This is a genomic window from Natronocalculus amylovorans, assembly GCF_023638035.1.
Lineage (GTDB): Archaea > Halobacteriota > Halobacteria > Halobacteriales > Haloferacaceae > Natronocalculus > Natronocalculus amylovorans.
In genome coordinates this window covers 190,878-214,307 of sequence record NZ_JAKRVX010000003.1, presented here as the reverse complement: position 1 = coordinate 214,307, position 23,430 = coordinate 190,878, and the positions used below count along the sequence as shown (strand labels likewise).

Below are 23,430 nucleotides of genomic sequence, written 5' to 3'. Positions count from 1 at the left end.
TTCTATTTTTTATTCTTACTGTTGTAGAGAACAATTATTTGATATACCTCGTGAATCAACGCTGTTTTTCCCGATCGCCGCCGATGATCGAACATGGTTCCACCGCTCGCGCTGGATATTGATGGTACACTAACAACACCGGAGCACACGATCGATCCACGGCTTTTTGGAGCGCTCCAACGTTGGGATGCGCCGATCGTTATTGCGACTGGAAAGTCGTTTCCGTATCCGGTTGCGCTCTGTCATTTCCTTGGTATTCCAGAACACGTGATTGCAGAGAATGGCGGGGTTGTGTATGCAGGTGACACGATTCGGTTTACCGGTGATCCCGATCGTGCTGCAAACGCAGTGAGAGAGTTTCTTGATCGTGGCGGTGATCTTGGCTACGGCGATGTCGATACAACGAACCGCTGGCGAGAGACCGAGATTGCCGTATCGATCGACGGTGATGAGTCACTGCTTCGAGACGTTGCAGCGGAGTTCGGTCTTGAAGTAGTTGATACCGGCTACGCATTCCACGTCAAAACACCCGGTGTGGAGAAAGGCGCAGGGCTTGAAGCGATCTGTGACATTCTTGATCTAAATCCGAGTGAGTTTGTGGCGATCGGCGACAGCGAAAACGATGTGTCACTGTTCAACACTGCAGGGGATTCATATGCAGTTGCAAACGCCGATGAGAAGGCAAAAGCGGCTGCAGAAACGGTTGTCGATGAGTCATACTTTGATGGAACACTATCAATTCTCGATCGCCTCCGGACCCAGTCAATATAAATAATAAATACCCATAGCTGCCTGTACTATATGTGGCAGCTGCTAATCACGTTTGTACTGCTAGTCGCTGCGGGGTGCGTTGGCGCGATTTCAGTTCTGATGATTCAGTATCCAGAAATCGCATTTCGTGTCGAAAACCTTGGCGAGGTTGACTCTGTCGAGCTATCTGAATACGGTATCATGAAACAACAAGCGGGCGGCATCTTGTTATTTTTGTTTTCTCCAATAGTCGGCTATTTAGCCGCAGGGACGTTTGGAATGGCTGCGCCACTCCTCGGTGCTGCAGCGGTTGTGGTTTGGCAAGAACTTTTTTGAACGGTCTATGAAATCAACCCGGTCCTATTTTTGATAGCAATTGCTAGCGATCCGCGTAAACGATTCATTCCGAGGATTATCGGGCTTGATGGGAAAGATTTGCAACCGTTGTTTTCGTCTCTATCGGTGCGGCTGCGGGAGTTGTGAAGCACGACCCACCAACAGTCACCATGTTCGACGGTTCAGTGAACGCGATCGCCGCGTTACCGAATACGAGACGCGACTGAGATGCAAGCCATTCGAGACATTAGTTTAGTGTGTAATGTACGTAAAAATGGTCGCCACACATCGCACACGTCTCTTCGTGCTCATACTCTGCATCCTTTTTTGTCTTTGTTGCACCGCCGAAGTTCGCCCCACGAGGAAGCGAGAGACTAACGTTTGCATCACAGTACGGGCAGTGTGATTTACTTTCAGACACCATGATAAACAAACACACTCAATCAAGTAGAGGGTGTCCCGCTTGGGTAAGAGCCGCACACATACACCGTTCCATGAGTGTGTGTACATTCAGAATGACCGCCACAGATCACATCGATTACTCACCACTCAAACTCCCATTAAAACGGTTCAGATCGTGTCGCAGATACGCAATCAGTGACCACCGTACAATTAACTGGATCCTGTACATCGTACCATCCACATGTTCGACATCCTGCTCCTGTTGATTCTTGGACTAGCTGGAGCGTTCTCCGGTCTCAGTATCGTTGATCCAGCGCGTGCGTTCCGTTATGAGAACTTCCTGCAGATCCGATCGATCGAACTCACCGAATTTGGGCGAGCGCTCCAGCAAGGCGGTGGTATTCTTGGCCTTCTTATTGGACCCGCGATCGGATACACAATGATCGGACCGATCGGTGTGGTCGCCGTCCTTGCCAGTGGATTATTGGCGATCGCCGCCTACGTGCGGTGAAACTGAGTCAGTAATCCACGAAGCGAATGGATCATGGATATGGGATTCGTCAAATCGCTCAATACATGGCACGTCATACGGATGCAGTTCAAGAAGCCGATCGACGAGCTGGCGATATCCCTCCGCTGTTGTTTTAATAAGCAAAATAGTCTCATCGCCTGTGTGAACATCCCCATCCCATCGGTATGTCGATCGGCATGGGAACTGGTTGACACATGCTGCAAGCCGTTCATCCACGACCGTCTGTGCGATCTCAGCGGCACTCTCGGACGGCGCGGTCATATATAGGGTTGGCATGCCGGTCGAGAGGTTACTCTTCAAACGGCACAAATGTACCGTTGATATCCCACTCGTGGATACAGTAGACATTCCCGGGAGTTGTGTCAACAACCCACGATCCACCGTCTGTATCCCATTTTTCTGCCCGATCGCACAGTTCACAAACCCGTTTTGTTGGCGTGCGAAGTGTTCCACTCATACCCATATACGGGGCAGCGATCGAGTTAAGCGTGTCTCACTCGGCAGGGAGCTCGACTGGCAAAATCGACACGACAAAATACCGCACAAATAATTATGAGGTATGATCAAGCTTGTTGAGTTTCTAATCCGAGACCCAGCGCTCACGCATGAAGAGTTCAAAACCTACTGGTTAGAAACCCACACTCCGATTGCGTCTGCGCTTCCGGGCGTCCACAAATATACAACATCATTGCCAACGTCTCCAGAACACGCCGCATATGATGGCGTATTAGAGCTCTATTTTGAAGATATGGAGGCACTGTCTGCCGCATTCGACTCACAAGTAGGTGAAGAAACAATGACCGATGCAGCGGAGTTCATCCAAGTTGGTGCCGGTCCACGAATGATTGTTGAAGAAAACGTCCAGGTAGATAAAAAACCCAATTAAAACGTCGTGTCCGTTTCGGTTCGCGTCACTGACTCGGCCTGCCAGACGTTGCTTCGAACGCCAGCACGAGAGAGCGTCATCTCAACTGTCGAGCCTGGTTGCAGCGATTGTGCGGCTCGTTTGACACCTTCATTGGCATATGAGACAACGTGAAATGTTGCATTGTCATTCGGATGTTCTACGGTAAGTGCGCCATGATTATTTTGCTCTGCGAGGACACGGAACGTAGCGTTTGTTTCCATACAGCATGCTATAGCCGTAGAATATTTAGTTCTAGGGGCTAGAAACACTACATCTCGTGTATTGTTTGCTATATACTTAGTGAACAATGAATAAAAATAGGTTGTTTGTGAGTATATCTCAATATACGACACCCGACACGTGTTTATTTGTTGTTTGTGAACTGTCGCCATGGATACGCGAATCACAAATGCCCTCGTTGTGACGATGGATGACGCGGTTGGAACATCCGGTGGTGTCGGGATCGTCGATGATGGTGCAGTTGGCATTAAGGATGGGAAGATTGCATATGTTGGCCCAACAGCAGACTGTCCGGCTGCTTCGGAGACGATCGATGCGGCTGGCTGTATGGTACTACCGGGGCTACTCAACGCGCATACGCACATGAGTCAGACACTGATTCGTGGTGCAGCACAGGATGTTCCAGAGATCGAGTGGATGAACGCAGCGTTGGGGCCGATCGCAAACGCAATGACCGAATCCGATCGGATTGCAGGCGCGCGTCTCGGTGCGATCGAAGCGATCAGAACTGGTGCGACAACAATCTGTGAGTACACAAAAGATGTCGGGCAGTATGTTGAATCGGTGTATCTCCCACTTGGCGTCCGAACTGTTGCAACGGAGATGATAAACGAAATTTCGGCTGACAGGGCTACCAACGACCCGGACACACCGTACCCATTCGATCGAGCACAGGGACACAAAGAGCTTGCACAGGCGGAATCGGTGTTCGAGACATACGAGGAAAACCCACTCGTAACGCCCATGTACGGTCCACAAGCGTTGGATATGGTCTCTATTGATCTCCTCACCGAGATCGAACAGCGAAGCAGCGAAACGGGACGACGGATTCACATGCATGTTGCACAAGGCCAACGGGAAGCACGACAGATTGCTGCGCGATATGGTACCAATGAGACAACTGTCTCCGTGTTAGAATCGCATGGATTGCTTTCCGATCGGTTGATCGCAACACATCTACATGGCGCAACACCCGATGAAAGAGCAGTACTAGCTGAGCAGTCGGTTCGTATGATCGGGTGTCCATCCTCAATCGTTGCCATTGATGGTATTGTCCCACCGCTCGTCGAGTATCGCTCGCATGGTGGTATTGCAGCGATCGGAACCGATCAAGCACCGGGCCCAGGTGGACATAACATGCTTCGAGAGCTTCGTACTGCAGCGCTCTGTTCAAAAGCGGCGAATACCGACCCAACTGCACTCCCTGCATGGGATGCGCTCAAACTTGTCACGATTGATGCAGCACGAGTGCTTGGCCTTGATGACCATGTTGGATCGCTCACGGTTGGAAAACAGGCAGATATCATAACGGTCGATCTAGAATCAGTAGGCATTGCACCAACCGTTTCGAGGCCATTTCACACTGCGATTCCAAACCTCGTCTACGGCGCAAGCGGCATGGACGTTCGTGATGTCTTTGTCAACGGGACCGCGTTACTGCGTGACCATGAGTTCGTCACCATTGACTCTGAGAAGGTTATTGCAGATGCGATCGATCGAGCAACAGCGGTATTCGATCGGGCAGAAGACGCATGGAGAGCTGCAGATTCAAGCGTAGTGACGGCCGTAACAGACGGCTACCTCTAACCTGAGCGATCAGTCAATCCGTTGTCGACATTCAAGTGAGTGGCCCTCTCGTGGGTCAACAGGGAGTTCAGTTCCGTCTGCCGTCGATCGCATCAGCTGTCGCTCGTCAACATAGTATGCGGCACTGTAGGTCTCGCCCGTATCGACATCATCAACAGTGACGCGAAGATCTGCGATGTAGCTTTGTCCCCATGACGTAAGCGTCACCTCGATCGATAGTGTGTCAGGATCGACACCATCGCTCGCGCGTAGTTCACGTTCGTATGCCGCTGTGAGCGTTTCGACCGACTCATCTTCGAGCGGGACCGGAAACGCAACGTCAAAATTGTGTGAAAATGGACATTCATCAGGTCTATCGGGCGGCTGTGGATCAAACATCAACGGGGCGGTTCGGCGAGCAGTGATACAGCCGGCGGTGCTCATCGCCACTCCAACGACGGAAAGAGAAAGGAGCTGTCGCCGTTTCATATTTGGAGACGCGCGAGCAACTGAATAAATCACTCGCCATAATTATCGCGTCTGATTCCGGCGGCGTACAAGATATTAAGAAACAGGAACACGAGTATACAATCGAATGTACAGCGCCCGCGATCGTGTCGAAAATCAAGAGTGGGTTGACCAAATTGCAGCCGCAGTGACGGAATTAGAACTTAGCGATACTGTTCGATCGAACGCAACAGATCTCTTTCTAACACATACACCACCACAGGACCGATCGAAACCAGCCGTTGCGGCAGCAGCACTGTATGCTGCGGCACTTATTTCGGGAGAAGAGCGTTCACAGCGGGCAGTTGCCGCTGCAATGGATGTCACTCGATTAAGTATCCAATCAAAGTGGAAAGATCTGTTATCGGACGCCGGCTTTCGTCCGCCGACGTGGTGAACTGACCACTATATTGTTATTCCGGTTGGGTTGCCTCTCGACCATTCCTGTCGGGTGTGAGATTTCCGTGTCGATCGATCTCTCCGTTCACGATCCGGGTCGATGAAATCCGTCTTCCATCTTCTGCGGGAACGTGATCGACGATCTCAATCTGTAGCGGTGGAAGCCCTTTTTCAGCGCGAATTTCATTAACACGCTCACCACCGGACTGTGTTTCCGGTGAGACAATGAGGATATCAAACCCAGGCTCGGTTGCAATCCCAGTTGGTGTTGTGAGTTCGCGAATCTCGAATGATCGGTTGTGCGCTGCAGCGATCGGTTCCACCGTGTCGTAAAGCCGCTCTTTTCGCTCTGCAAATGGACGGACGTATCGCTCTACATGACGGGTTTGCGGTGCCAATTCGTCAGATGTGAGTCCTATTGTCACATCGCCCAACTCAACTGCCCGTTCAAATAACGCGATGTGACCATCGTGCACGGGGTCAAATGTCCCGCCCAGTGCGACGTTCATATCACCGGGTTGTTCGCTGCACTCTTAAAAGCCGTTACTCGTCGTCAGGTTTGTTGGTCGTACCATTCTGACTTTCTTCGCCAACAGCATCGCTGTCACCCGGCTGTTCAACGGTAATTGTCACTGGCTCGGTATCTTCTTGTTCGTCTTTTCCACCGAGACGACGGTCCAGATTGAATACTGTATTCAACTCTGTTTGGACCTGCCCAACAACACCACGAACGAGTTCGCTTGGTGCGATCGCTTCGTACTCGAACGGGTTGTTTCCAGCACCCTCGCTCTCGCGTTTGTCACGAAGGACTTTGCCCTCATCATGCAGTTCTGCGAGTGCCTCACGAACAGTACTCGGATAGAGTCCAGTCCCTTCTGCAATCTCATCACTCGTCTGATTTGGGTGCTGTCGAAGATACACAAAGATTCTCGCTCGCGTTTCAGTGTCAAGTACCCATGCGAGCAGATCAACGATCCCTTCATCAAACTCTGCAACGGCTTTGTCAGCACTATCTTCAAGTCGCGCTTTGGTTTTCTCAAACTCTTCGCGGCCAACACGAGATGCAGTTTCATCTGTGTCAGCACTCTCTTCGTCACCTGCGGTGGACTCGTCATCAGGTAGATCAGGTTTCATAATAGGTTACTGTCAGAGCGAGAGTGCAAAAAGCGTTTCTGTTGTTCGGTCGAGGACGAATACTGTATTATGTCAGACAGAGGTCTTCACAGAGCGCGTCAATTCCATCTTCTGCATGGATTCGCCGTTGTCTCTCCGCACTAGATTCCGCCTCAAATACGAACTTGAGGCCGGAGACATCAAGTCGATCGGTTTCACGATCGACGAACTCTGCGAGCGAGATTACGGTATCTCCATCCTGGTCAATAAAGGATGCCTCATGGCCGTACCGAATCGCTCGCCATTTGTTTTCATCAAGCAGTTCTCGACGGAGCTGTGTTGCTGATTCGTTGTCCTCATATCGGGCTGCCAAATCAAGAACTAATGCATGGACATATTCGACAAAAGCAAGCACAACGGCCGGGTCTTTCTGTCCATCCGGTGCCCGAACTTCAACAGTTCCATGACCGGTATGTGGGCGGACGTCGTACCATAGCTCACCACGATCGTTGATTGAGCCAAGTTCGACCATCTGCCGCTCAAACCGATCAAATGCTGCATAATCGTCGAAATATGTCGGCATACCGGTGTTTGGAAGGTTCTCGAATATTTTTGCCCTAGCTGAAGAGAGGCCAGTATCGAAGCCATCCCAGAATGGAGAGTTCGCAGACAGTGCAAGCAGGGGTGGCAGATACCATCGAAGCTCGTTTGCAATCCAGACTGCTTTATCAGCGTCATCAACACCAACATGGACGTGTAGGCCCGCAGTTGTATTCCGGTGTTGTGGGTATTGGATTCGATCGAGCTGTGCCCTGTATCGTGGCTTTTGTGCATGATCGAGTTCGCGCCACTTCGCTGCAGGATGTAATCCAGCTGCAGCAATTCTGTATCCGTGGGTTGCTGCGTGTTCAATCAACCCCTCACGAACCGTTTGTAGTTTTGTTTCCGCATCAGAAAGCTTCTCAATAAGGGGTGTTTGTGTCTCGATCGTACACTGAAACAGTTCATGATCAACGCCTTCACCCAATGCCTCGGGTGGTTTAGGCCCGTATACAAGGTCGTCAATACCGGACGTTGGCCGTCCAGCTGAATCAACAATATAAAATTCCTCTTCGATTCCAAGCGTCCCCATCCGGGTAAACGCCGCAGCCGAGCCAGTCTCCATTACTGAGGTCATTTGTGGGCGACTAATAAATACCTCTTGAAGCCGGTAGCCAACTGTACCGACCTACGTTTTTACAGCTGACTTTCCGCCGGTGTCTCTTTTTGTGAGAGCTTCGAAACGAATTGGCTTCCGAGCAGTGCGACGGTTGCGATCGACATCGCGACTGCGAAGGCCACAACAAACAGTGTGAGGGGATCAAGACCGCTTGCAATCTCATCTTGCACAAATGAGCCTGCAAGTACGGTGGTTACGGAAAACAGCGCAACTGCACCGACGTTTAATGCAAATCCGGGTGTCTCATCAACAACAGATCGATCGTTAACCAGTAGCACCACGATTGCGATCGCAAATGGTGTGCCGACCAGTCCGAACGCAAGGACCAACACAAGCAGTTGGAAAAAGGAACCTTCGATGAACGCACCACCTGCACTAAGCAAGGCAGTGGCTGCAAGGAGCGTTCGGTATCGACGATCGCTTACATCCGTATCCCAGCCGAGTTTATCAGCAACGAGGAACGGTGGGACAATTGTATTTCCACCGAGCGTTGACACAGCCGCACCAAGCAGTCCGATAAGAAAGAGCCACTGTGCATAGGTTCCGGCGATCGGCTCAAGTGCAGCTGCGGCCGCGATTGCATCCAAGCCTGCTGCATCAACCGTGCCATGGAGGGCACCCGCTGCAACGAGAAATGTTGCTAGACTAAACAGGCCAAATGCGACAATCATTGAGGCAAAGATATCGAACCGTGCAAGCGATCGATCGCTGTCGTCCCACCCCCGAGCACGAACGGTGTACGTCTGCATTGTAATAATCGTAATATGAACCGCACCACCGAGGACACCTGCAGCGATGAGTGCACCGCTCACGCCGGCAGGGATCGATGGAACCAGTCCGGTTGCTGCGGTTGAGAGATCGATTGGAACAACAAACAATGATGCAACAAATGCAAGCACGACAGCTGAAACGATCACCTTTGCACCCAACTCAGCAACACGGTAGCCGCCACCTGCCAATCCAACTGCAAGAACGATCGCCCAAAAGACACCCCACAACCGGGCATCAAAGCCGCTCATCAGTGCGCTCACATCCGCGAGCGTTTTCATAATTACAAGCTGTGCAAGCCCTGCTGCAAGCACAACATCAATAACCAAAATCCACGCCCAGATCGATCCATAGCGATTCTCAACGGTCTGGACGATTCCTTCACCTGTTGCGAGCGCAAGCCGCGTCGAAAGATACTGTGCTAACGCACCAAACAGGGCGGAAATAATAACCACCCACAGCAGTGCGTACCCAAAGCTTGCTCCGGCGACAAGAACGCTCGCCATCGTTGCTGGACCCGCAGCGATCGCACCTGCTAGCCACGTTGGCCCCAACCTCGAAAAATAGTGGGCGACACCACCGGACTGTCCTGATGTACTCATACCTAACCGAATTTTACCCAACGGGTAAAGTGTTACCACTTTGTGTTACTACTTGTGAATATTATCGTTTAACAGCAACAACTCCAAGATGATCATCGTGGAATGGTGCAAGCGATCGCGTTTCAACGATCTCATACTCGGCTGTAAGCTCGTCAACAACCCGGTCAAAGACATCTTGCGGTTCGGCCGTAACGTCCTCACTCCGGGCTTTGATCGCCGCTACCAGCCGCCCATCAGCAGAGAGGAACTGTGCGTTCCGGTTCGCAACCGTTGCCTGCCCGCGGGTCGCGACATCCTGTACAATGACGTCGAGTTCGGATTCGACAACATGTGCGTACGTCTGTGGTTTTCTTGCGTCTTTGAGCAGCGGAAACAGGTTCGGTCGATCCTCAGCAACGGAGAGCAGATCACGGGTTGGTCGTGGGGCGAACTCGACCGCGTACGTTGGGCCCGAAAAGTCTGCAACGTGACTCACTGTTGTGCCGCTTGCAGCACCAAGGTACAGCACGGACTCGCCGCCAGCAAGCCCAACGGGCATTGCATGTTCAATCATCGCACCGAGTTTCGATCGCCCAGCATCCCACAGTCGCCACTCGCCGTCAGTTGGTTCACCGTACACTGGCATCCCTCGGGTCGCAAGCCGTTCTTTGCCGTCGAACGATCGGCGCTCAACACCGCGTGGAAGGTCGCTCATTTGTCACCCCCAGCTGTCCGCGCTCGAATTGTCTCGATACGTTCATCCAACTCCTCGTGAATCTCCGGTTTGAGTTCGCCGCTGTAGTGGTCGATTCGAGCCGCGATCGAAAGCTTTCCTGCAAGCGCTCGGGCAGCTGATCCGCGGTTCTCACGAGGCGTCCCTCGAACGTACTCGTGGGTAAATATGATGCCATGCTTTGGGGAGCTTGCACGGCCTGCGAGATGTGCGAACAAAGCGTCCTCAGCACCAAGTACCTGCACAGTCCCACTCGGCTTTTTTGCCAGTTGCTCAAGTCCACCAGCAAGCGCAATGAGCCGCGCGGCAAGGACTGGCCCCGCCATTGCATCGAGATTTGGTGCAGTTGCGGGGGCTCGTTGTTCAATGAACGATCGGAGCGACTCAGCCTCGGTTGCAAGCGAATCAACTTGGCTTGCAAGCGAGAGTACCTGCTCTTCTGCTGGCGTTTGTGGTGTCTTCTCTGCAAGCGATCGGACTGCCTCTAATCGCGGATCAACGTCATCAAAAAGCGTACCAGCCCACTCTGCGGTTCGCTCTGCAAGTTCGTTCGCAGTCCGATCGCAGTCGTCCATCGCTCGAACCGCATGGACAAGTTGGCTATCGTCTGCCTGTTCGCGTGTTTTGACTGCTTGCCGAGTTGCCTCGATCGTCACCGAGCGGAGTTGTTCGTAATACGTCTCTTCGTCGGCTGAAAAGCCGGCTTCGACGGCACGTTTCGGCCAGTGATCGGGGGCATCCGAATCGCCATCGCGTATCCGATCAATCGTGCTATCGCTGTCGTCGGGTGAAACCCCTTCGAACCAGCCCTGTTGTGTCATGGCTTTCGATACCGCCCCCGGTGGTTAGTAGGCTTCGGAGAGCAGTTGGCCTCAACACACCGGTTTTGGGTTCACGCCAAGCGACTCTAGGGAGTCGGTATACTCCTCGTATGCCGCTTGAATGACTGCCGTCGCGGCTTCCACTGCGCGATCGTAGTCCACACGTGCCTCACAAACCGAATCGATCAGTGACAGTGTCTGTTCTTGTTGTTTTGTGACATCTGATCCAAGCTCACGAAACAGCTGTGCTGTTTGTGGGTCCGCATCTCCGACAAAGTAGCCAGTGTACTGTTCTTTTGATTTCTTGGCAACGAGACATCGTCCGAGCAGTCCGCCTGTTCGATCGATCGTGTCGGTGTAGGATCGAAGAACGGTCTGCAGTTTGGGAACCGCTGCATCCTCGACTGCCACGCTGTCGCGGTGTGTTTTGACCGTCTCGAAGTGTTCATACTCGATCTCTGCGATCGATTCAAACACAGCGACTGCATCATCGTTCGACTCATCTGCTGCCCATTCGGAGAGTGTTTTGTAGGCGGCATACTCCGCAGCTGCTGCTGCGTTGCACACCGTCTCTGCATCGAGTTGGCCAGCAGTTTCGGCGTACAGTGCTTTCGATGACCCGAGCCGTGAGAGTGCGGTTGCGTTATCTGTTCGAATGGTTTTGAGGATGTCAGCAGCAGTCATGAGTGGATAATTAGATCTGTATGGACTTCAAGCGTTATTCTGCACTGCCTTTCTCGATCGGTGCACCGACGAGATTACCCCACTCAGTCCATGAGCCATCGTAGTTGATGGTATCTTCGTAGCCAAGCAGTTCATGCAGTGCAAACCATGCGACGGACGATCGCTCGCCGATTCGGCAGTATGCAACAGTGGTTTCGTCTCCGTCGATCCCTTTCTCCGCATACAGCGCTTTGATTTCGTCGGCCGTTTTAAACGTTCCATCATCATTCGTGACGGCAGCCCACGAGATATTCTGTGCACCCGGGATGTGGCCGCCTCGCTGTGCGGTTTCTTGCAGTCCAGGTGGTGCAAGAATCTCACCGGAGAACTCCTCTGGGCTCCGAACATCAACGAGTGGCAGTCCACGATCGATCGCATTCTCAACATCGTCTCGGTATGCACGAATCGACTCACGCGGACCTGCAGCGGTGTATTCTTGCGCTGGATACGATGGCGTCTCGTCAGTTATTGGATAGTCGTTTTCGAGCCAGTACTCTCGACCACCATCGAGCAGTTTCACATCCTCATGGCCGTAGTATTTGAACTGCCAGTAGGTGTAGGCTGCAAACCAGTTTGCGTTGTCACCGTAGAGGACAACTGTCGAATCTTCGGTGATCCCGTGTGATCCGAGCAGTTCTTCAAAATCCTCTTTTGTGAGGATATCACGGGTCGTTTGATCTTGGAGTTGGGTTTCCCAGTTGAACCCGATCGCACCCGGTGCGTGTGACTCGTCATATGCTTCGGTATCAACATCGACTTCAACGAGTCGATAGTCGGGATCTTCGGCTTGGAATGCATCAAGATTGGCGTCAACCCACCCAGCGGAAACGAGTACATCATTCGCGTATTCTGTGTTTTTCATACAGTGCAGTCTTCGACCGATTATCACTTAGGTGCGCTCTCGACGGTGAATTCGGCCGTTCAATCGAAACACCGGAGATGCTTGCAGCAAGCTATGACCGAAACAGCGAGGCTTGTACATGCGGTCCAAACATCTTTGTATAATGAGACTGGCAGTGTAACCAATAGCGGCACCAATATCTGGTATTTGATTTCTACGGAGGATTTCGACACTGTCGTGAGCTACTGGGCCCCTGAAGCACAAGTGAGAGTATGTCGTTCCCGCTTCGCCTGTCTGTGGATGCGGTTGCCGATCGAGCTGAAGCAGCCGAAATACAGCTGGTTGATGTTAGAGAGCCATGGGAGTACGATGCGATCGGCCATCTCCCCGGTGCGGTCAACATCCCATTTGATCGGTTCAGAGATGCACAAAGCGATGAGCCGGGAACGCTCCCTGGCGCAGCAGTGTTTCGGTCGCTCCTTTCGGAGGCTGGTATTTTTCCGGAGAAACCGATCGTAGCATATGATGACATGCACGGCGTGTTTGCGTCGCGGTTTGTGCTCACAGCGATCGTCTACGGATACGATTCGGTCGGCATCCTTGATGGGGATTTTACCGCTTGGAAACGCAGCCATCCGATCGATCGAGACACACCAACAAAAAACAAGACGGAGGGTTCTCTTCCAACGCCGCCACCAGCGTCTCCGATCGTCTCCACTGACACCGTTCAGTCATTGCTAGCAGAGACCGACACGACATTTATTGACACGCGAGAACAGGATGAGTACGCAGACGGACATCTCCCAGGTGCCATTCGGCTCGATTGGATGGAGCTCGTTGATCCGGACACCCGCGGTGGAAAATCCGAGCAAGAGATCGAATCGGTCCTCATCAAACACGCTATTCCGACAGAGAGATCAACACCAATTGTTCTCTACTGTAACACGGCACGACGGCTCAGCCATACATATTTGCTGTTACGATCGATTGGGTTCGAAAACGTGAGAATATATGAGGGCAGTCTTGCTGCGTGGGATGGGCCACTAGAACAGACGAGCAGCTAGCCAAATCGTTCAAACGGCTGCTGGCAGGACTCACAGTAGTGTTGCGATCGACAGAGACCAGTTCCTTTCGGATGATCTTGGACTGTTTCTGTGGAGCCACAGTACGGACATTCGATCTCTGCATCCGGGTCGACGTTTGCGCTTGGATCAAATCGCATCAGATCACACACTCAACCCAAACTTTCTGAGCGCGGTCCGCCCATCGTCAGTGACCATGTTCACGTTCCACGGCGGTGAGTATCGGAGCCGGATCTCCGCGTCTGCAATCTCCGGAACCGTTTCTGCAGCGCATTTTACATCGTTCGTCAGCAGCTCTCGAGCCGGACAGCCCGAATAGGTGAGTGTCATCTCGATCACTGCACGATTCGATGGCGCATTTTGTGATCGATCTGTGGTGTCGATCGGCTCGACAAACACGTTGTAGATTAAGCCAAGATCGACCACACTTACGGGCATCTCCGGATCATCAACGGCATACAGCGCATCCCACACCGCTCGTTCAATACCTGTCGCCCCCTCGCCGGTTTTTGGGAACGCTTCTGGTGTCGCTCCCTCAGTATAGTCGGTATAGCCACAGGCCGGTGAGCCGGCTGGTGGTTTCTGTCGATCGCTACTCATCAGTTATGCACCCTCTCCACGCAGTCTCACTGGCGTTGGGTTCTCAAGTTCAGTGTACGTGTGTGTAAACGCATCATACAGTTCGAACCAGTCATCGGTGTGACTTCCATCACGACCGGTCGCATCGGGACGAACAACCTCGGCTGGCTCTGGGGCCGGGACCGAAAGCGAATCAAGCGTTGGAATAACGGTGTCAAGCCATGCGCGCCGAAGCTCCTGCAGTGATTCGCTCCGGAACCCAAATTCCGTGATGTTGTCTTCGTGCGGTCCGGGTGCAAACAAACTCATTGCATGTGGAAAGAGCCGTTCAACGGCAGCGACTACTCGATCGTGTCCCTCACCGCTTGCCAGTCGTTCGAGCCAGTTGCCAGCATGCTGTCGGTGGTAGCGCTCTTCGAGTAACACTTTCTCGATTCGATCGGCTAGCGGGAGATACGAGGAGTCAGCGAGCGCTTCGAGTCGGAGCTGCTCTGCAGTATCGTAGAGATAGCCTCGAACGATCGTATCCGCCCAGCCACCATCCGGGAATGAAAGCTCAACAAGCGTCGAGTGCTGCCACTGCTCGGGTGGTCGTTCCCAGATCAGATCCGGCTCCGTGTAGCCAAGCTCTCCGAGGAGATCATACCAGAGCCGAGCGTGTCCAAACTCGTCCTGTGCAATGTTCGCAAGCGCAAGATCGGATTCAAGCGTTGGCGCATAAATCTGCCACTCGGTGTAGCGTTCCGCAAGCACAAACTCATCATCCGCGAGGCGGAAGAGGAGCGATTCAAGCGCCTTCTGTTCGCGTTTTGAGAGCTCATCAGGCCCAGATATCGGTCCCGTCATATCTGTGCCTCCCGCGTTTTAGCAGCTTTTTCCTGCTCTTTTTCCGAGTCTGCAACCTCCTGAGCAAAACTCGCATCAATGTCGTTGTATGTCATCGCCCAGCGGAACGCTTTGTCCGTGGTCCCCCCAAAGCTCGCTTCCTCAGCATCGACCTCTGCAATTTCCGCCTGTGGCACAACCCACAGACTGTTTGCATGCATCCGTCTGGCATGCTGGATTTCGGCGAACATGAGTGCCATCTCTCGATCAGGTGCGTGGACGTTTCCACAGTGTTTGTGATAGTCGCCTTTCTTTTCCTGTCTGAATACTTCCCAAATCATGATTAATCAGCCGCCTGTGGGGTTGGTGAGGTCGATTGTTCAAGCGAATCCATTGCCGATCGGACCCACTCAACCGCGGTTTGTCGGTTCGCACGAGCGTCTATTTGGATGTGGCTTCCCTCGTAGTCGTTCTTGGCGATCGTCCAGAACTCATCCCAGTCGAGATCATCGTATTCGAGTTCGTAACGACCCGTTTCCTCATCATACTCGATGTGTGGTGTCTCAGGAATCTCAAGGCCGTACTTTTCGGCCTTTGGAATGTACATATTGAGGAACGACTGTCTGAGATAGTCGTTTGATGCCGTTTTGAGTCCGACAGACTGTGCAAAGTCATTGTGTTTGCTGTCTTTGTTTGGTGGGCCGAAGAACTGAATAATTCGTGGCCACCAGACGTCAAATGTCTCTTGGACGCGCTCTTGAGTTGCTTTCGAGCCGGTCATCAGCTCTTTTAGAATGGACTCGCCGTGTTTGACGTGGAACCCTTCCTCGAAACAGACCTTGTCCATCGCGTGTGCGTACGGCTCCCAGCTTGTCGATTTGAGTGTTGCCTGTCGACGCATTGCGCCACCGTCAACAAAGAAATCGATCATCGGCGCTTCATACCACGAATCTACCGGGTAGTGGAAACAGTTGAGGAACTTTCCGTCACCGTTTTGCAACTCATCAAGCATCTCGTCACGGGTTTTGACACCTAATGTCTCTGCAGCACGGTAGAGCAGTTGTGCGTGCCCAATCTCATCTTGGACTTTTGCGGTGCAGGCAAGCTTCCGGTCTAGGCTCGGCGCATGACGGGTAAACTGTTTGTCCAAATAGCCACCCATCACTTCGCTGTTCGCGTGGAACTGAATCATCCGCGTTGCAGCTTTTCGATACTCGATCGGAAGATCATCCTTTGGGCTGAACTGACGTGGCCCTGCACGCTCAATGACTTCGTCTAACTCCATGAAAAACCATTAACGTTTTGTAGATATACGTTTTAACCAGCGTATAGACTGGATTTATAAATGATCGAGGAGTGCCTGATTATTGAGTTCACAGTCACAGGGGATGACTGTCCGCTTGCGGCGGCCAGCCGGTCGGTTTCAGGAACGATCGATGCCACACCACCACAAGCACGACGAGATGGAAATGCACTGCTTCGGTTTTCAGCCCCGACTGACGAGCAGTTGTCCTCTACGCTTGATTCGGACAATCGGATCCGCTACCTCCACGCAGCAACTGCAGGTGACGATCGGACGAACTACCGATGTCTCTCAAAACAGCCGTGTGTAGTCCATCAGTTGACTGATGTTGGCTTCATGGTGGAGTCAATTCAGTACCGAAACGGCAACGAACAGTATGTTGGTGCCGTTGTTGGCCATGATGTACTGCGCGGTGTGCTCGACCGAGCCACAGAGACCGGTGGTGTGACGCTCGAACGGCTGTATCCATTAGGTGAGGCAGATGAGGGTACAATCGCAACACGGTGGGATATCACACCGGCACAGGAGGAGGCAATTCGTACCGCACTTCGACTGGGATATTTTTCCGTGCCAAGAGATGTAACTGCTCGTATGGTTGCAGATGCGATCGGAATCAGTAAGACCGCATTCCTTGAGCGCCTCCGGCGTGGACTCGGTGGGCTCTTACCGCAGGTATTTGTCGATGCAAAACACTGAAACGTAGCTACTTGTCGGTGAAACACAGTTCAGTAGTATGAACGTCCTCATCACCGGTGCACATGGAACCGTCGGCACTTCACTTGTCAAACACCTCCCAAAACAGTACTCACTTACACTTCTCGATCGCGTCGAACCGCCCACAGACCATCCACACGCTGATCGGGAGACACTTGTTGCAGATGTCACCGATCGGGATGCAATGGATACCGCTGTGAGCGGGATGGATGCGATCGTCCATCTTGCAGGTGATCCGAGGGTCACTGCAAGCTACGATAGTGTTGAGCGAAACAATGTTAGAGGGACAAAAGTCACCCTCGATGCCGCAGCAGAGAACGGGGTTAGATCGGTTGTGTTCGCCTCCTCGAACCACGCTGTTGGCCGCTATGAGACCGAACATGCACCACAGCTGTATGATTCATCGTACGAGCTAACAGTCGATCATACCTCCCCAGTGCGGCCTGACTCTGACTATGGTGCGTCAAAAGTTGCAGGCGAAGCCTGGATGCGGCTCTACGCTGAGCGTCATAGTATGCAGTGTTACTCGCTCCGGATTGGTAGTGTTCGATCGGACCCGTATGACCATCCGTACGGCGACGCAGAGCGGGCTGTGTCGCGCGGTGAGACGACACGAGGAAGCGAGGAGTATGCGCGGCTGGCTGCACGGATGAAATGTACCTGGCTCTCCCAAAGCGATCTTGCTCACCTTGTGGCCTGTTGTCTGGATGACACGACGGTTGAGTACGAGACTTTCTACGGGGTGAGCGGCAACGAGCATACATGGTTTGACCTCTCACATGCACGAGAGACGATCGGATACGATCCAAAAGAGAATGGGCATGCATGGACCGAACCACCACAGTAGCTACTACAGTGACGATTCGAGCCGATCAATAAGTTCGTCGTTGCCAAGATGGACTGGTGTTCGCTCGTGAACCTCAGTTGGCGTTCGATCGAGAATCGATTGCGTTCCATCCGAGGATTTTCCACCAGCGGCTTCAACAATATACGCCATCGGATGTGCTTCAAACTGTGTCCGAAGTTTCCCGTCTGGCGCACTCTTTACAGCGGGATACGAAAAGATACCACCATAGGTCAACACTTGGTTTACATCCCCAACCATTGAACCACCGTATCGAAGTTTAAATTCGGATTCTATCTCACGGGCGTATTCGGTGAACTCCGGTGTCCAATCGGGAATGCGTCCGCCGAACCCGTAGATAGTCGGCTCTGATGGAAGTGTAAGATCATCTTTGACAACCTCTTGGTTGCCATCGGTAAGCACCGACTCTGTCACAACGCCATCATGAGCAACTACCATGGTGGTGATTGGGCCATACAAAACGTAGCCAGCCGCAATCAGCGAGTCGCCGCTTGCGGGCAGCGGCTCATCATAGACTGAGACGATCGTGCCGAGTGCGTTGTTTGATTTGAGATTTGAGGAGCCATCGAGCGGATCGATCGCCACAGTAAGTGATCCATCACCAACTGCAACTGCACTCTCCTCCTCTTCGCTGAAGTAGGTGCCAACAGCGTCGACCTGTTCGAGCCGATCTTTAAAAAGCGAATCCGCATATACGTCCGCCGCAAGCTGTGATTCACCGCTCGGGTTCTCGCCGCCGTACTCAACCCGTCGTCCAGGGAGGGCAGCACGCACCGCTGGCGCGGTGTCGGCGATCGCCGAAAATATCTGACTGACGCTCTGGTCGGCCATATTACTTAATCACTTGTTGCGTCTGCTTTTGCAGCGTCTCTGTCTGATTCCTCCAGTTCGGTGAGTGCTTCTTCCGCTGTTGCTTCCTCGAAGATTACTGCTTCAAGCGCATCAAGGATTCCGGTCGGATTCTCGCGTTGGAAGACATTCCTCCCCACTGCAAGCCCTTCTGCACCGGCATTCATAGCGTTCTCAACAAGTTCAAGGAACGCTCGGTCACCAATTTTTGAGCCACCGCTCATCACGACGCCCATATCTCCGGCAACATCACACACATGCTGCATCGCATCTGCCGAACCAGGATATTTGACTTTTGTGAGGTCTGCACCGAGTTCAAGTCCTAAGCGAGAGGCATAGGCGATCGTATCTGCACTGGTGTCATTTTTGAGTCCCTGTCCACGTGGATATGACCACATCACAACAGCCATATCATGCTTTCTCGCATCTTCTTGGGCGTTTCGGAACTCTTCGACCATCTCAACTTCGTTGTTTGAGCCACCATAAACGGTGAATCCAATGGCGTCAGCACCAAGTTCGTTGGCATAGTCAACCGAACAGTTGACAGCACTATCCGGCTCGCCCATCCACATGTTTGATGTACCGTTGATTTTCAGTAGCAGATTAACATCATCCTCATATGATGGGTAGTAGCCTTCTGCAATACCCTTTTGAACGGCAAGCGCGGTCACTGCGCTATGTGTACCAAGCTCAAAAATCTGTGCGGGGTCCATTGTCTCTGGGACCGGCTTAAAATCAACTGGGCCGTGTTCGAGACCGTGATCGTATGCCAGAATAAGTGCTTTCCCATCGCGTGTGATTGGCGAATCTACCAGCGGGATCATCAATACGAACTGCGGTAACAAGATATAAAAAGCGTTTGGTCAAATTTGCTGATACAAATTTCGCCTGAATAGTAACGAGAACACATAATACAGCAATTTATGACTATTTAGGACGGAGAATAAAGTTACTACAATTTGAGTTAAAATAGGGATGTGGATTAAACGTTGTGTGATTCTCTGGCTTCGGTATGCCACAGTTGGACGGTTTCTCGATCGAGTTCCAAGACATCTGCAACACGCTCTGCATTCGCCGTTGCAAGGCTACGCACGGAAATGATCCCTGCTTCTGCAAGAATATCTGCATCAGATTGTGAGATCGACTCAAGCGTTGTTAGTGGTGTTGGCCTGCTCCGGTTTCGCCATGCCGCCTCTGCAGCAAACGAATCACCGCTCCCATCTGTCTCTGCATCCACCGAACGATCTACAGTGCTAGCCCACGGGGTTTGTGGTGCATCAGCCTGTCCGGTCGTAGATTTGGGTGTGGTTGCGTTTGCATCGGTCTCTTTCGCCCAATCCCCAGCGCTTGCAGCAACCCATGCAGCCTCATCAGCTCCGAGCCCACGCACTTGTGTTGATCGGCGTGTGAGGTCGTCCCCAGAGCTAAACGACCATGAAAGCGAATACTCGCGCCGAATTTTTGCTGCCACACCCGGGTTGACACCTGCGTCGACAAGCATCCGAAACGAGACGGCCTTGGTCGTAATATCGGCAGCAGCGATCGATGCAGATTGTAGAACTGCTGCTGTTTTTGCTCCTATGTATTTGAGTGTGATTAACTCAGATGCCCGGTTACTTCCATTATTCTCTGACACAAACGCGCTCCCAGTTGCTCTGTTGTTCGCAGCCTGTAACTTCAACGTTTCCGTCGAACTACCACGGTTGATATTTTGCATCGTTTTTCGCTATGTTTACCATACTTCCATCTGGATATCACCGTATGCGATCGCACACCGAGATAGAAACAATCGGCGTTATTGGTGCTGGAACAATGGGGCACGGCATTGCACAAGTCGCTGCGACAACTGGCTACGATGTCGTGATGCGAGATATCGAGCAGGAGTATGTCGATCGCGGCCTCGATAGTATTGAGGAGAGTCTCTCACGATTGGTTTCAAAAGAGCGGCTTACAGCAGCCGAAAAAGCAGCCACCATCGATCGGATTACTGGCACGACCGCGATGGCAGACCTCTCTGCGTGTGACTTGGTTATCGAAGCGGCTGTCGAAAACATGGAAATTAAACAGTCCATCTTTGAGGAATTGGACGCAGTTGTTGATTCAGATGTGGTCCTCGCGACGAACACCAGTACGCTTTCGATCACAACAATTGCGGCCGCAACGGAGCGCCAAGAGCTTGTTATCGGACTTCACTTTATGAATCCAGTACCGATTATGAAAGGTGTCGAAGTCGTTGTCGGAGAGCGAACAGACGACGCGGTTGTCGACCTTGCACACGAGTTAGCAGTAGAGATGGGCAAAGAGACATGGGAGTCAGATGACAAACCTGGGTTTGTGACAAACCGGATTCTGATGCCATGGATCAACGAGGGCATCCGTGCATACGATGAAGGGGTTGCATCGAAAGACGACATCGATCGTGGGATGACACTCGGCACAAACGTCCCGATGGGCCCGCTTACGCTCGCAGATCATATCGGCTTGGATATCTGTCTAAATGCCTCCGAAACGCTCTACGACGAACTTGGCGATCGATACAAGCCGGCATACCTTCTCAAACGAAAAGTCGAAGCAGGAGACCTTGGAAAAAAGACTGGTCGCGGGTTCTACGACTACTGACGCTCAGGCTCAGTGCGAAACAAACTCAACGAGTACCCCACCTGTTGTTTTTGGATGCATAAATGCCACGTCGTGACCCCACGCACCTTGGCGCGGTTCCGAATCGATCGGCTCAACCCCACACTCGATTGCATGCTCTATCGCAGCCGTAATATCATCTGTTTCGATCGCCAGATGATGAATACCTGGCCCGGACCGATTGAGATACGTCGCAATTGGACCTCCTTCGTGTGGCTCAAGCAACTCAAAATAGCCGTTCTCTAGTTCGAGAAACACTACACGCATTCCGTCAAACGTCTCTTCGTGAACGACCGGCGCAGCAAAGAGATCGCTGAAAAGCGTTTTGAGGCCATCCATATCGTTGGTTGCAATTCCTGCATGATCAAAGTGCATAGATACAACTACTGTTCGAGGGGCGTATCAAAAAGATCGATCGATTGCTACTATTCGTCCTTAGATCGGTTTGTACTCGCCAAACTCATCGCGGAGCACATTACAAATCTCACCAACCGTTGCGTACACTTTGACCGCTTCAACGATCGGCTCCATCAGATTCTGTTCGGATTGTGCAGCAGCCCGTACCCGATCGAGTGCATCGTCTACAGCCCCCGAGTCCCTGTCTGCTCGGAGCGCTTCAAGTCGCTCGATCTGTTCACGTTCGTTCTCTTCGTCAACCTCTTCGAGATCCATCTGCGGCCCTTCATCTTCAACGGCGAACTTGTTTACGCCGACAATGACCCGATCGCCGTTTTCGATCTCCTGTTGGCGATCATAGGCGACATCCTGAATCTGTCGCTGGACCCACTGGTCTTCAACGGCTTCGAGCATGCCGCCACGCTCGTCGACCGATTCGATCAGGTCGAATGCTTGTGCTTCAATCTCGTCAGTGAGTGCTTCGATATAGTAGCTGCCAGCAAGCGGATCGATCGTATCTGCGGCACCTGATTCATGCGCAAGAATTTGTTGGGTCCGAAGCGCGGTTCTGACTGACTGCTCAGTCGGAAGCGCAAGCGCCTCGTCTTTTCCGTTCGTATGGAGAGACTGTGTGCCTCCGAGGACGGCGGCTAATGCCTGATATGCAACCCGAACAACGTTGTTTTCGACCTGCTGTGCGGTGAGTGTTGAGCCACCAGTCTGCGTGTGGAATTTCAACTGTTTTGATTTCGGATTTGTTGCGTCAAACCGTTCGTCCATGATTTTGCCCCACATTCGGCGTGCGGCGCGGAATTTTGCAACCTCTTCTAAAATGTTGTTGTGTGCGTTGAAAAAGAACGAGAGCTGTGGCGCAAATGAGTCGACGTCCTGTCCTGCATCGACGGCAGCCTGCACGTATTCGATTCCGTTGCCAAGCGTGAATGCAATCTCTTGGGCCGCAGTGGAACCGGCTTCACGGATATGATAGCCGGAGATTGAGATCGTGTTGAACTTTGGAACCTCTTCGGCACAGAATTCGAAAATATCCGTAATCAGTCGCATCGAGTGCTTTGGCGGGTAGATATAGAGATTCCGGGCGATGTACTCTTTCATGATGTCGTTCTGGATCGTTCCACGAAGCTCGTCTCGATCGACACCCTGCTTGTCGCCAAGGGCAACATACATCGCAAGCAATACTGAGGCCGGAGCGTTGATCGTCATACTCGTAGACACCTCGCCTAGCGGAATTCCATCAAACACGGTTTCAAAATCTGCGAGCGAATCGATCGCGACTCCTGATTTCCCGACTTCACCAGCGGACATAGCCGCATCGGAGTCATATCCCATCTGTGTTGGAAGGTCGAACGCCATCGACAGCCCGGATGATCCGTTCTCGATCAGGTAGAGAAATCGTTCATTCGTTTCTGTTGCGGTTCCCATACCCGCATACTGCCGCATTGTCCAAAGCCGCCCACGATGCATTGTTGGATAGACACCACGTGTGTAGGGTTCTTCACCCGGAAATCCGAGGTCCTGTCGATAGCTGTTGTCTGACACATCAGCAGGCGTATAGAGCCGTTTGACCTCATTGCCGCCAGTGTCTGTCGTAAACTGTTCATTTCGTTCCCCAAATCGATCGAGCGTCGGCGAAAGCGTCTCCGTCTCCCAGTCATCCTTCGCTGACTGGATTCGATCGAGTTCTTCGGGATCAAACATTGTCGACCATGAGGGTTTCCGGTGAC

At 52.3% G+C, this 23,430-nt stretch carries 33 protein-coding genes; 10 read left to right on the top strand and 23 right to left on the bottom strand.

The window, feature by feature from the left end; genetic code table 11:
- Positions 1-93 precede the first annotated feature (93 nt).
- Both AArcSt2_RS09245 and AArcSt2_RS09240 read left to right on the top strand, forming a co-directional pair.
- Entirely contained in the window at positions 94-771 is a 678-nt protein-coding gene (locus tag AArcSt2_RS09245; RefSeq protein WP_174653763.1) for a phosphoglycolate phosphatase, read from the top strand.
- Positions 772-801: 30 nt separating this feature from the next.
- Positions 802-1,086, top strand: a complete 285-nt coding sequence (locus AArcSt2_RS09240) for a hypothetical protein (protein ID WP_250584124.1) — start codon at positions 802-804, stop codon at positions 1,084-1,086.
- 247 nt (positions 1,087-1,333) lie between these two features.
- Here AArcSt2_RS09240 and AArcSt2_RS09235 read toward each other — a convergent pair whose 3' ends face one another.
- Positions 1,334-1,510 carry a hypothetical protein gene (locus tag AArcSt2_RS09235; RefSeq protein WP_250584122.1) on the bottom strand — a complete coding sequence of 59 codons (177 nt, stop codon included), beginning with the start codon at positions 1,508-1,510 and terminating at the stop codon, positions 1,334-1,336.
- 219 nt (positions 1,511-1,729) lie between these two features.
- On the opposite strand from AArcSt2_RS09235, the gene AArcSt2_RS09230 reads away from it, so the two are divergent.
- Positions 1,730-1,999 (top strand): hypothetical protein, encoded by a 270-nt coding sequence (locus tag AArcSt2_RS09230; RefSeq protein ID WP_250584120.1) that lies wholly within the window; start codon positions 1,730-1,732, stop codon positions 1,997-1,999.
- Here AArcSt2_RS09230 and cutA read toward each other — a convergent pair.
- Together cutA and AArcSt2_RS09220 are read right to left on the bottom strand one after the other, a co-directional pair.
- Entirely contained in the window at positions 1,970-2,296 is a 327-nt protein-coding gene (gene cutA, locus AArcSt2_RS09225; RefSeq protein WP_250584118.1) for a divalent-cation tolerance protein CutA, read from the bottom strand. The two genes, AArcSt2_RS09230 and cutA, sit on opposite strands and share 30 nt — an antisense overlap.
- Before the next feature lie 13 nt (positions 2,297-2,309).
- Positions 2,310-2,477 (bottom strand): HEWD family protein, encoded by a 168-nt coding sequence (locus AArcSt2_RS09220; protein WP_250584117.1) that lies wholly within the window; start codon positions 2,475-2,477, stop codon positions 2,310-2,312.
- 102 nt (positions 2,478-2,579) lie between these two features.
- Between AArcSt2_RS09220 and AArcSt2_RS09215 the strand changes: the two genes are divergently transcribed.
- Positions 2,580-2,906 (top strand): EthD family reductase, encoded by a 327-nt coding sequence (locus AArcSt2_RS09215; RefSeq protein WP_250584115.1) that lies wholly within the window; start codon positions 2,580-2,582, stop codon positions 2,904-2,906.
- Here the strand turns inward: AArcSt2_RS09215 and AArcSt2_RS09210 are convergent.
- Positions 2,903-3,148 carry a DUF7999 family protein gene (locus tag AArcSt2_RS09210; protein WP_174653770.1) on the bottom strand — a complete coding sequence of 82 codons (246 nt, stop codon included), beginning with the start codon at positions 3,146-3,148 and terminating at the stop codon, positions 2,903-2,905. The two genes, AArcSt2_RS09215 and AArcSt2_RS09210, sit on opposite strands and share 4 nt — an antisense overlap.
- Before the next feature lie 169 nt (positions 3,149-3,317).
- Here AArcSt2_RS09210 and AArcSt2_RS09205 point away from each other — a divergent pair, with 169 nt between their 5' ends.
- Positions 3,318-4,754 carry an amidohydrolase family protein gene (locus tag AArcSt2_RS09205; protein WP_250584113.1) on the top strand — a complete coding sequence of 479 codons (1,437 nt, stop codon included), beginning with the start codon at positions 3,318-3,320 and terminating at the stop codon, positions 4,752-4,754.
- Between the two features lie 9 nt (positions 4,755-4,763).
- Here the strand turns inward: AArcSt2_RS09205 and AArcSt2_RS09200 are convergent, their stop codons facing one another.
- Positions 4,764-5,222 carry a hypothetical protein gene (locus AArcSt2_RS09200; RefSeq protein ID WP_250584111.1) on the bottom strand — a complete coding sequence of 153 codons (459 nt, stop codon included), beginning with the start codon at positions 5,220-5,222 and terminating at the stop codon, positions 4,764-4,766.
- Between the two features lie 106 nt (positions 5,223-5,328).
- Here AArcSt2_RS09200 and AArcSt2_RS09195 point away from each other — a divergent pair, with 106 nt between their 5' ends.
- Positions 5,329-5,637 carry a transcription initiation factor IIB family protein gene (locus tag AArcSt2_RS09195; protein ID WP_174653773.1) on the top strand — a complete coding sequence of 103 codons (309 nt, stop codon included), beginning with the start codon at positions 5,329-5,331 and terminating at the stop codon, positions 5,635-5,637.
- A 16-nt stretch (positions 5,638-5,653) separates the two neighbouring features.
- Here the strand turns inward: AArcSt2_RS09195 and AArcSt2_RS09190 are convergent, their stop codons facing one another.
- The 8 genes from AArcSt2_RS09190 to AArcSt2_RS09155 form a co-directional block, all read right to left on the bottom strand.
- Positions 5,654-6,148 (bottom strand): phosphopantetheine adenylyltransferase, encoded by a 495-nt coding sequence (locus AArcSt2_RS09190; protein ID WP_250584109.1) that lies wholly within the window; start codon positions 6,146-6,148, stop codon positions 5,654-5,656.
- Positions 6,149-6,182: 34 nt separating this feature from the next.
- Positions 6,183-6,773, bottom strand: coding sequence for a winged helix-turn-helix domain-containing protein (locus AArcSt2_RS09185; protein ID WP_174653775.1), 591 nt, complete (start codon positions 6,771-6,773; stop codon positions 6,183-6,185).
- A gap of 67 nt (positions 6,774-6,840) precedes the next feature.
- The gene (locus AArcSt2_RS09180) at positions 6,841-7,917 is read right to left on the bottom strand and encodes a glutamate--cysteine ligase (protein WP_250584107.1); all 1,077 of its coding nucleotides are present in this window, start codon (positions 7,915-7,917) and stop codon (positions 6,841-6,843) included.
- Between the two features lie 71 nt (positions 7,918-7,988).
- A complete protein-coding gene (locus AArcSt2_RS09175; RefSeq protein WP_174653777.1) occupies positions 7,989-9,341 on the bottom strand; it encodes an NRAMP family divalent metal transporter in 1,353 nt (450 codons plus the stop codon).
- Positions 9,342-9,402: 61 nt separating this feature from the next.
- The gene (locus AArcSt2_RS09170; RefSeq protein WP_250584105.1) at positions 9,403-10,035 is read right to left on the bottom strand and encodes a fibrillarin-like rRNA/tRNA 2'-O-methyltransferase; all 633 of its coding nucleotides are present in this window, start codon (positions 10,033-10,035) and stop codon (positions 9,403-9,405) included.
- Positions 10,032-10,874, bottom strand: a complete 843-nt coding sequence (locus AArcSt2_RS09165) for an NOP5/NOP56 family protein (RefSeq protein ID WP_250584103.1) — start codon at positions 10,872-10,874, stop codon at positions 10,032-10,034. Before AArcSt2_RS09165 ends, AArcSt2_RS09170 begins: the two co-directional genes overlap by 4 nt.
- A gap of 51 nt (positions 10,875-10,925) precedes the next feature.
- Positions 10,926-11,558: a rubrerythrin family protein gene (locus AArcSt2_RS09160; RefSeq protein ID WP_174653780.1), complete on the bottom strand. Its 633-nt coding sequence runs from the start codon at positions 11,556-11,558 to the stop codon at positions 10,926-10,928.
- A 34-nt stretch (positions 11,559-11,592) separates the two neighbouring features.
- Positions 11,593-12,459: a sulfurtransferase gene (locus tag AArcSt2_RS09155; protein ID WP_174653781.1), complete on the bottom strand. Its 867-nt coding sequence runs from the start codon at positions 12,457-12,459 to the stop codon at positions 11,593-11,595.
- A 251-nt stretch (positions 12,460-12,710) separates the two neighbouring features.
- On the opposite strand from AArcSt2_RS09155, the gene AArcSt2_RS09150 reads away from it, so the two are divergent.
- Positions 12,711-13,502, top strand: coding sequence for a sulfurtransferase (locus AArcSt2_RS09150; protein WP_174653782.1), 792 nt, complete (start codon positions 12,711-12,713; stop codon positions 13,500-13,502).
- Here AArcSt2_RS09150 and AArcSt2_RS09145 read toward each other — a convergent pair.
- From AArcSt2_RS09145 to AArcSt2_RS09125, 5 genes are read right to left on the bottom strand one after another with little or no spacing between them, the layout of a single operon-like run.
- Positions 13,499-13,660 (bottom strand): PaaD-like zinc ribbon domain-containing protein, encoded by a 162-nt coding sequence (locus AArcSt2_RS09145; RefSeq protein WP_174653783.1) that lies wholly within the window; start codon positions 13,658-13,660, stop codon positions 13,499-13,501. The genes AArcSt2_RS09150 and AArcSt2_RS09145 overlap by 4 nt on opposite strands.
- A 4-nt stretch (positions 13,661-13,664) precedes the next feature.
- Positions 13,665-14,120 (bottom strand): 1,2-phenylacetyl-CoA epoxidase subunit PaaD, encoded by a 456-nt coding sequence (gene paaD / locus AArcSt2_RS09140; protein WP_250584100.1) that lies wholly within the window; start codon positions 14,118-14,120, stop codon positions 13,665-13,667.
- A 3-nt stretch (positions 14,121-14,123) separates the two neighbouring features.
- Positions 14,124-14,945, bottom strand: a complete 822-nt coding sequence (paaC, locus tag AArcSt2_RS09135; protein ID WP_250584098.1) for a 1,2-phenylacetyl-CoA epoxidase subunit PaaC — start codon at positions 14,943-14,945, stop codon at positions 14,124-14,126.
- Positions 14,942-15,265, bottom strand: a complete 324-nt coding sequence (gene paaB, locus AArcSt2_RS09130; protein ID WP_174653786.1) for a 1,2-phenylacetyl-CoA epoxidase subunit PaaB — start codon at positions 15,263-15,265, stop codon at positions 14,942-14,944. The genes paaC and paaB overlap by 4 nt, the downstream gene beginning before the upstream one ends.
- Positions 15,266-15,267: 2 nt before the next feature.
- Complete coding sequence (locus tag AArcSt2_RS09125; protein ID WP_250584097.1) at positions 15,268-16,209, bottom strand: Phenylacetic acid catabolic protein; 942 nt, start codon at positions 16,207-16,209, stop codon at positions 15,268-15,270.
- A gap of 60 nt (positions 16,210-16,269) precedes the next feature.
- On the opposite strand from AArcSt2_RS09125, the gene AArcSt2_RS09120 reads away from it, so the two are divergent.
- Positions 16,270-16,923, top strand: a complete 654-nt coding sequence (locus tag AArcSt2_RS09120) for a helix-turn-helix domain-containing protein (protein ID WP_250584095.1) — start codon at positions 16,270-16,272, stop codon at positions 16,921-16,923.
- Positions 16,924-16,960: 37 nt separating this feature from the next.
- Positions 16,961-17,788: an NAD-dependent epimerase/dehydratase family protein gene (locus AArcSt2_RS09115; protein WP_250584092.1), complete on the top strand. Its 828-nt coding sequence runs from the start codon at positions 16,961-16,963 to the stop codon at positions 17,786-17,788.
- Between the two features lie 3 nt (positions 17,789-17,791).
- On the opposite strand, the gene AArcSt2_RS09110 is transcribed toward AArcSt2_RS09115, so the two are convergent.
- The 3 genes from AArcSt2_RS09110 to AArcSt2_RS09100 form a co-directional block, all read right to left on the bottom strand.
- The gene (locus tag AArcSt2_RS09110) at positions 17,792-18,637 is read right to left on the bottom strand and encodes a class 1 fructose-bisphosphatase (protein WP_250584091.1); all 846 of its coding nucleotides are present in this window, start codon (positions 18,635-18,637) and stop codon (positions 17,792-17,794) included.
- Positions 18,638-18,642: 5 nt separating this feature from the next.
- Complete coding sequence (locus tag AArcSt2_RS09105) at positions 18,643-19,479, bottom strand: class I fructose-bisphosphate aldolase (RefSeq protein WP_174653791.1); 837 nt, start codon at positions 19,477-19,479, stop codon at positions 18,643-18,645.
- 158 nt (positions 19,480-19,637) lie between these two features.
- Positions 19,638-20,291 carry a helix-hairpin-helix domain-containing protein gene (locus AArcSt2_RS09100; RefSeq protein WP_250584089.1) on the bottom strand — a complete coding sequence of 218 codons (654 nt, stop codon included), beginning with the start codon at positions 20,289-20,291 and terminating at the stop codon, positions 19,638-19,640.
- A 125-nt stretch (positions 20,292-20,416) separates the two neighbouring features.
- Between AArcSt2_RS09100 and AArcSt2_RS09095 the strand changes: the two genes are divergently transcribed.
- Positions 20,417-21,274 (top strand): 3-hydroxyacyl-CoA dehydrogenase NAD-binding domain-containing protein, encoded by an 858-nt coding sequence (locus tag AArcSt2_RS09095; protein ID WP_174653793.1) that lies wholly within the window; start codon positions 20,417-20,419, stop codon positions 21,272-21,274.
- A gap of 9 nt (positions 21,275-21,283) precedes the next feature.
- Here AArcSt2_RS09095 and mce read toward each other — a convergent pair whose 3' ends face one another.
- Positions 21,284-21,667, bottom strand: a complete 384-nt coding sequence (mce, locus tag AArcSt2_RS09090; RefSeq protein WP_174653794.1) for a methylmalonyl-CoA epimerase — start codon at positions 21,665-21,667, stop codon at positions 21,284-21,286.
- A gap of 60 nt (positions 21,668-21,727) precedes the next feature.
- A complete protein-coding gene (locus tag AArcSt2_RS09085; RefSeq protein WP_250584087.1) occupies positions 21,728-23,404 on the bottom strand; it encodes an acyl-CoA mutase large subunit family protein in 1,677 nt (558 codons plus the stop codon).
- Between the last annotated feature and the right edge of the window lie 26 nt (positions 23,405-23,430).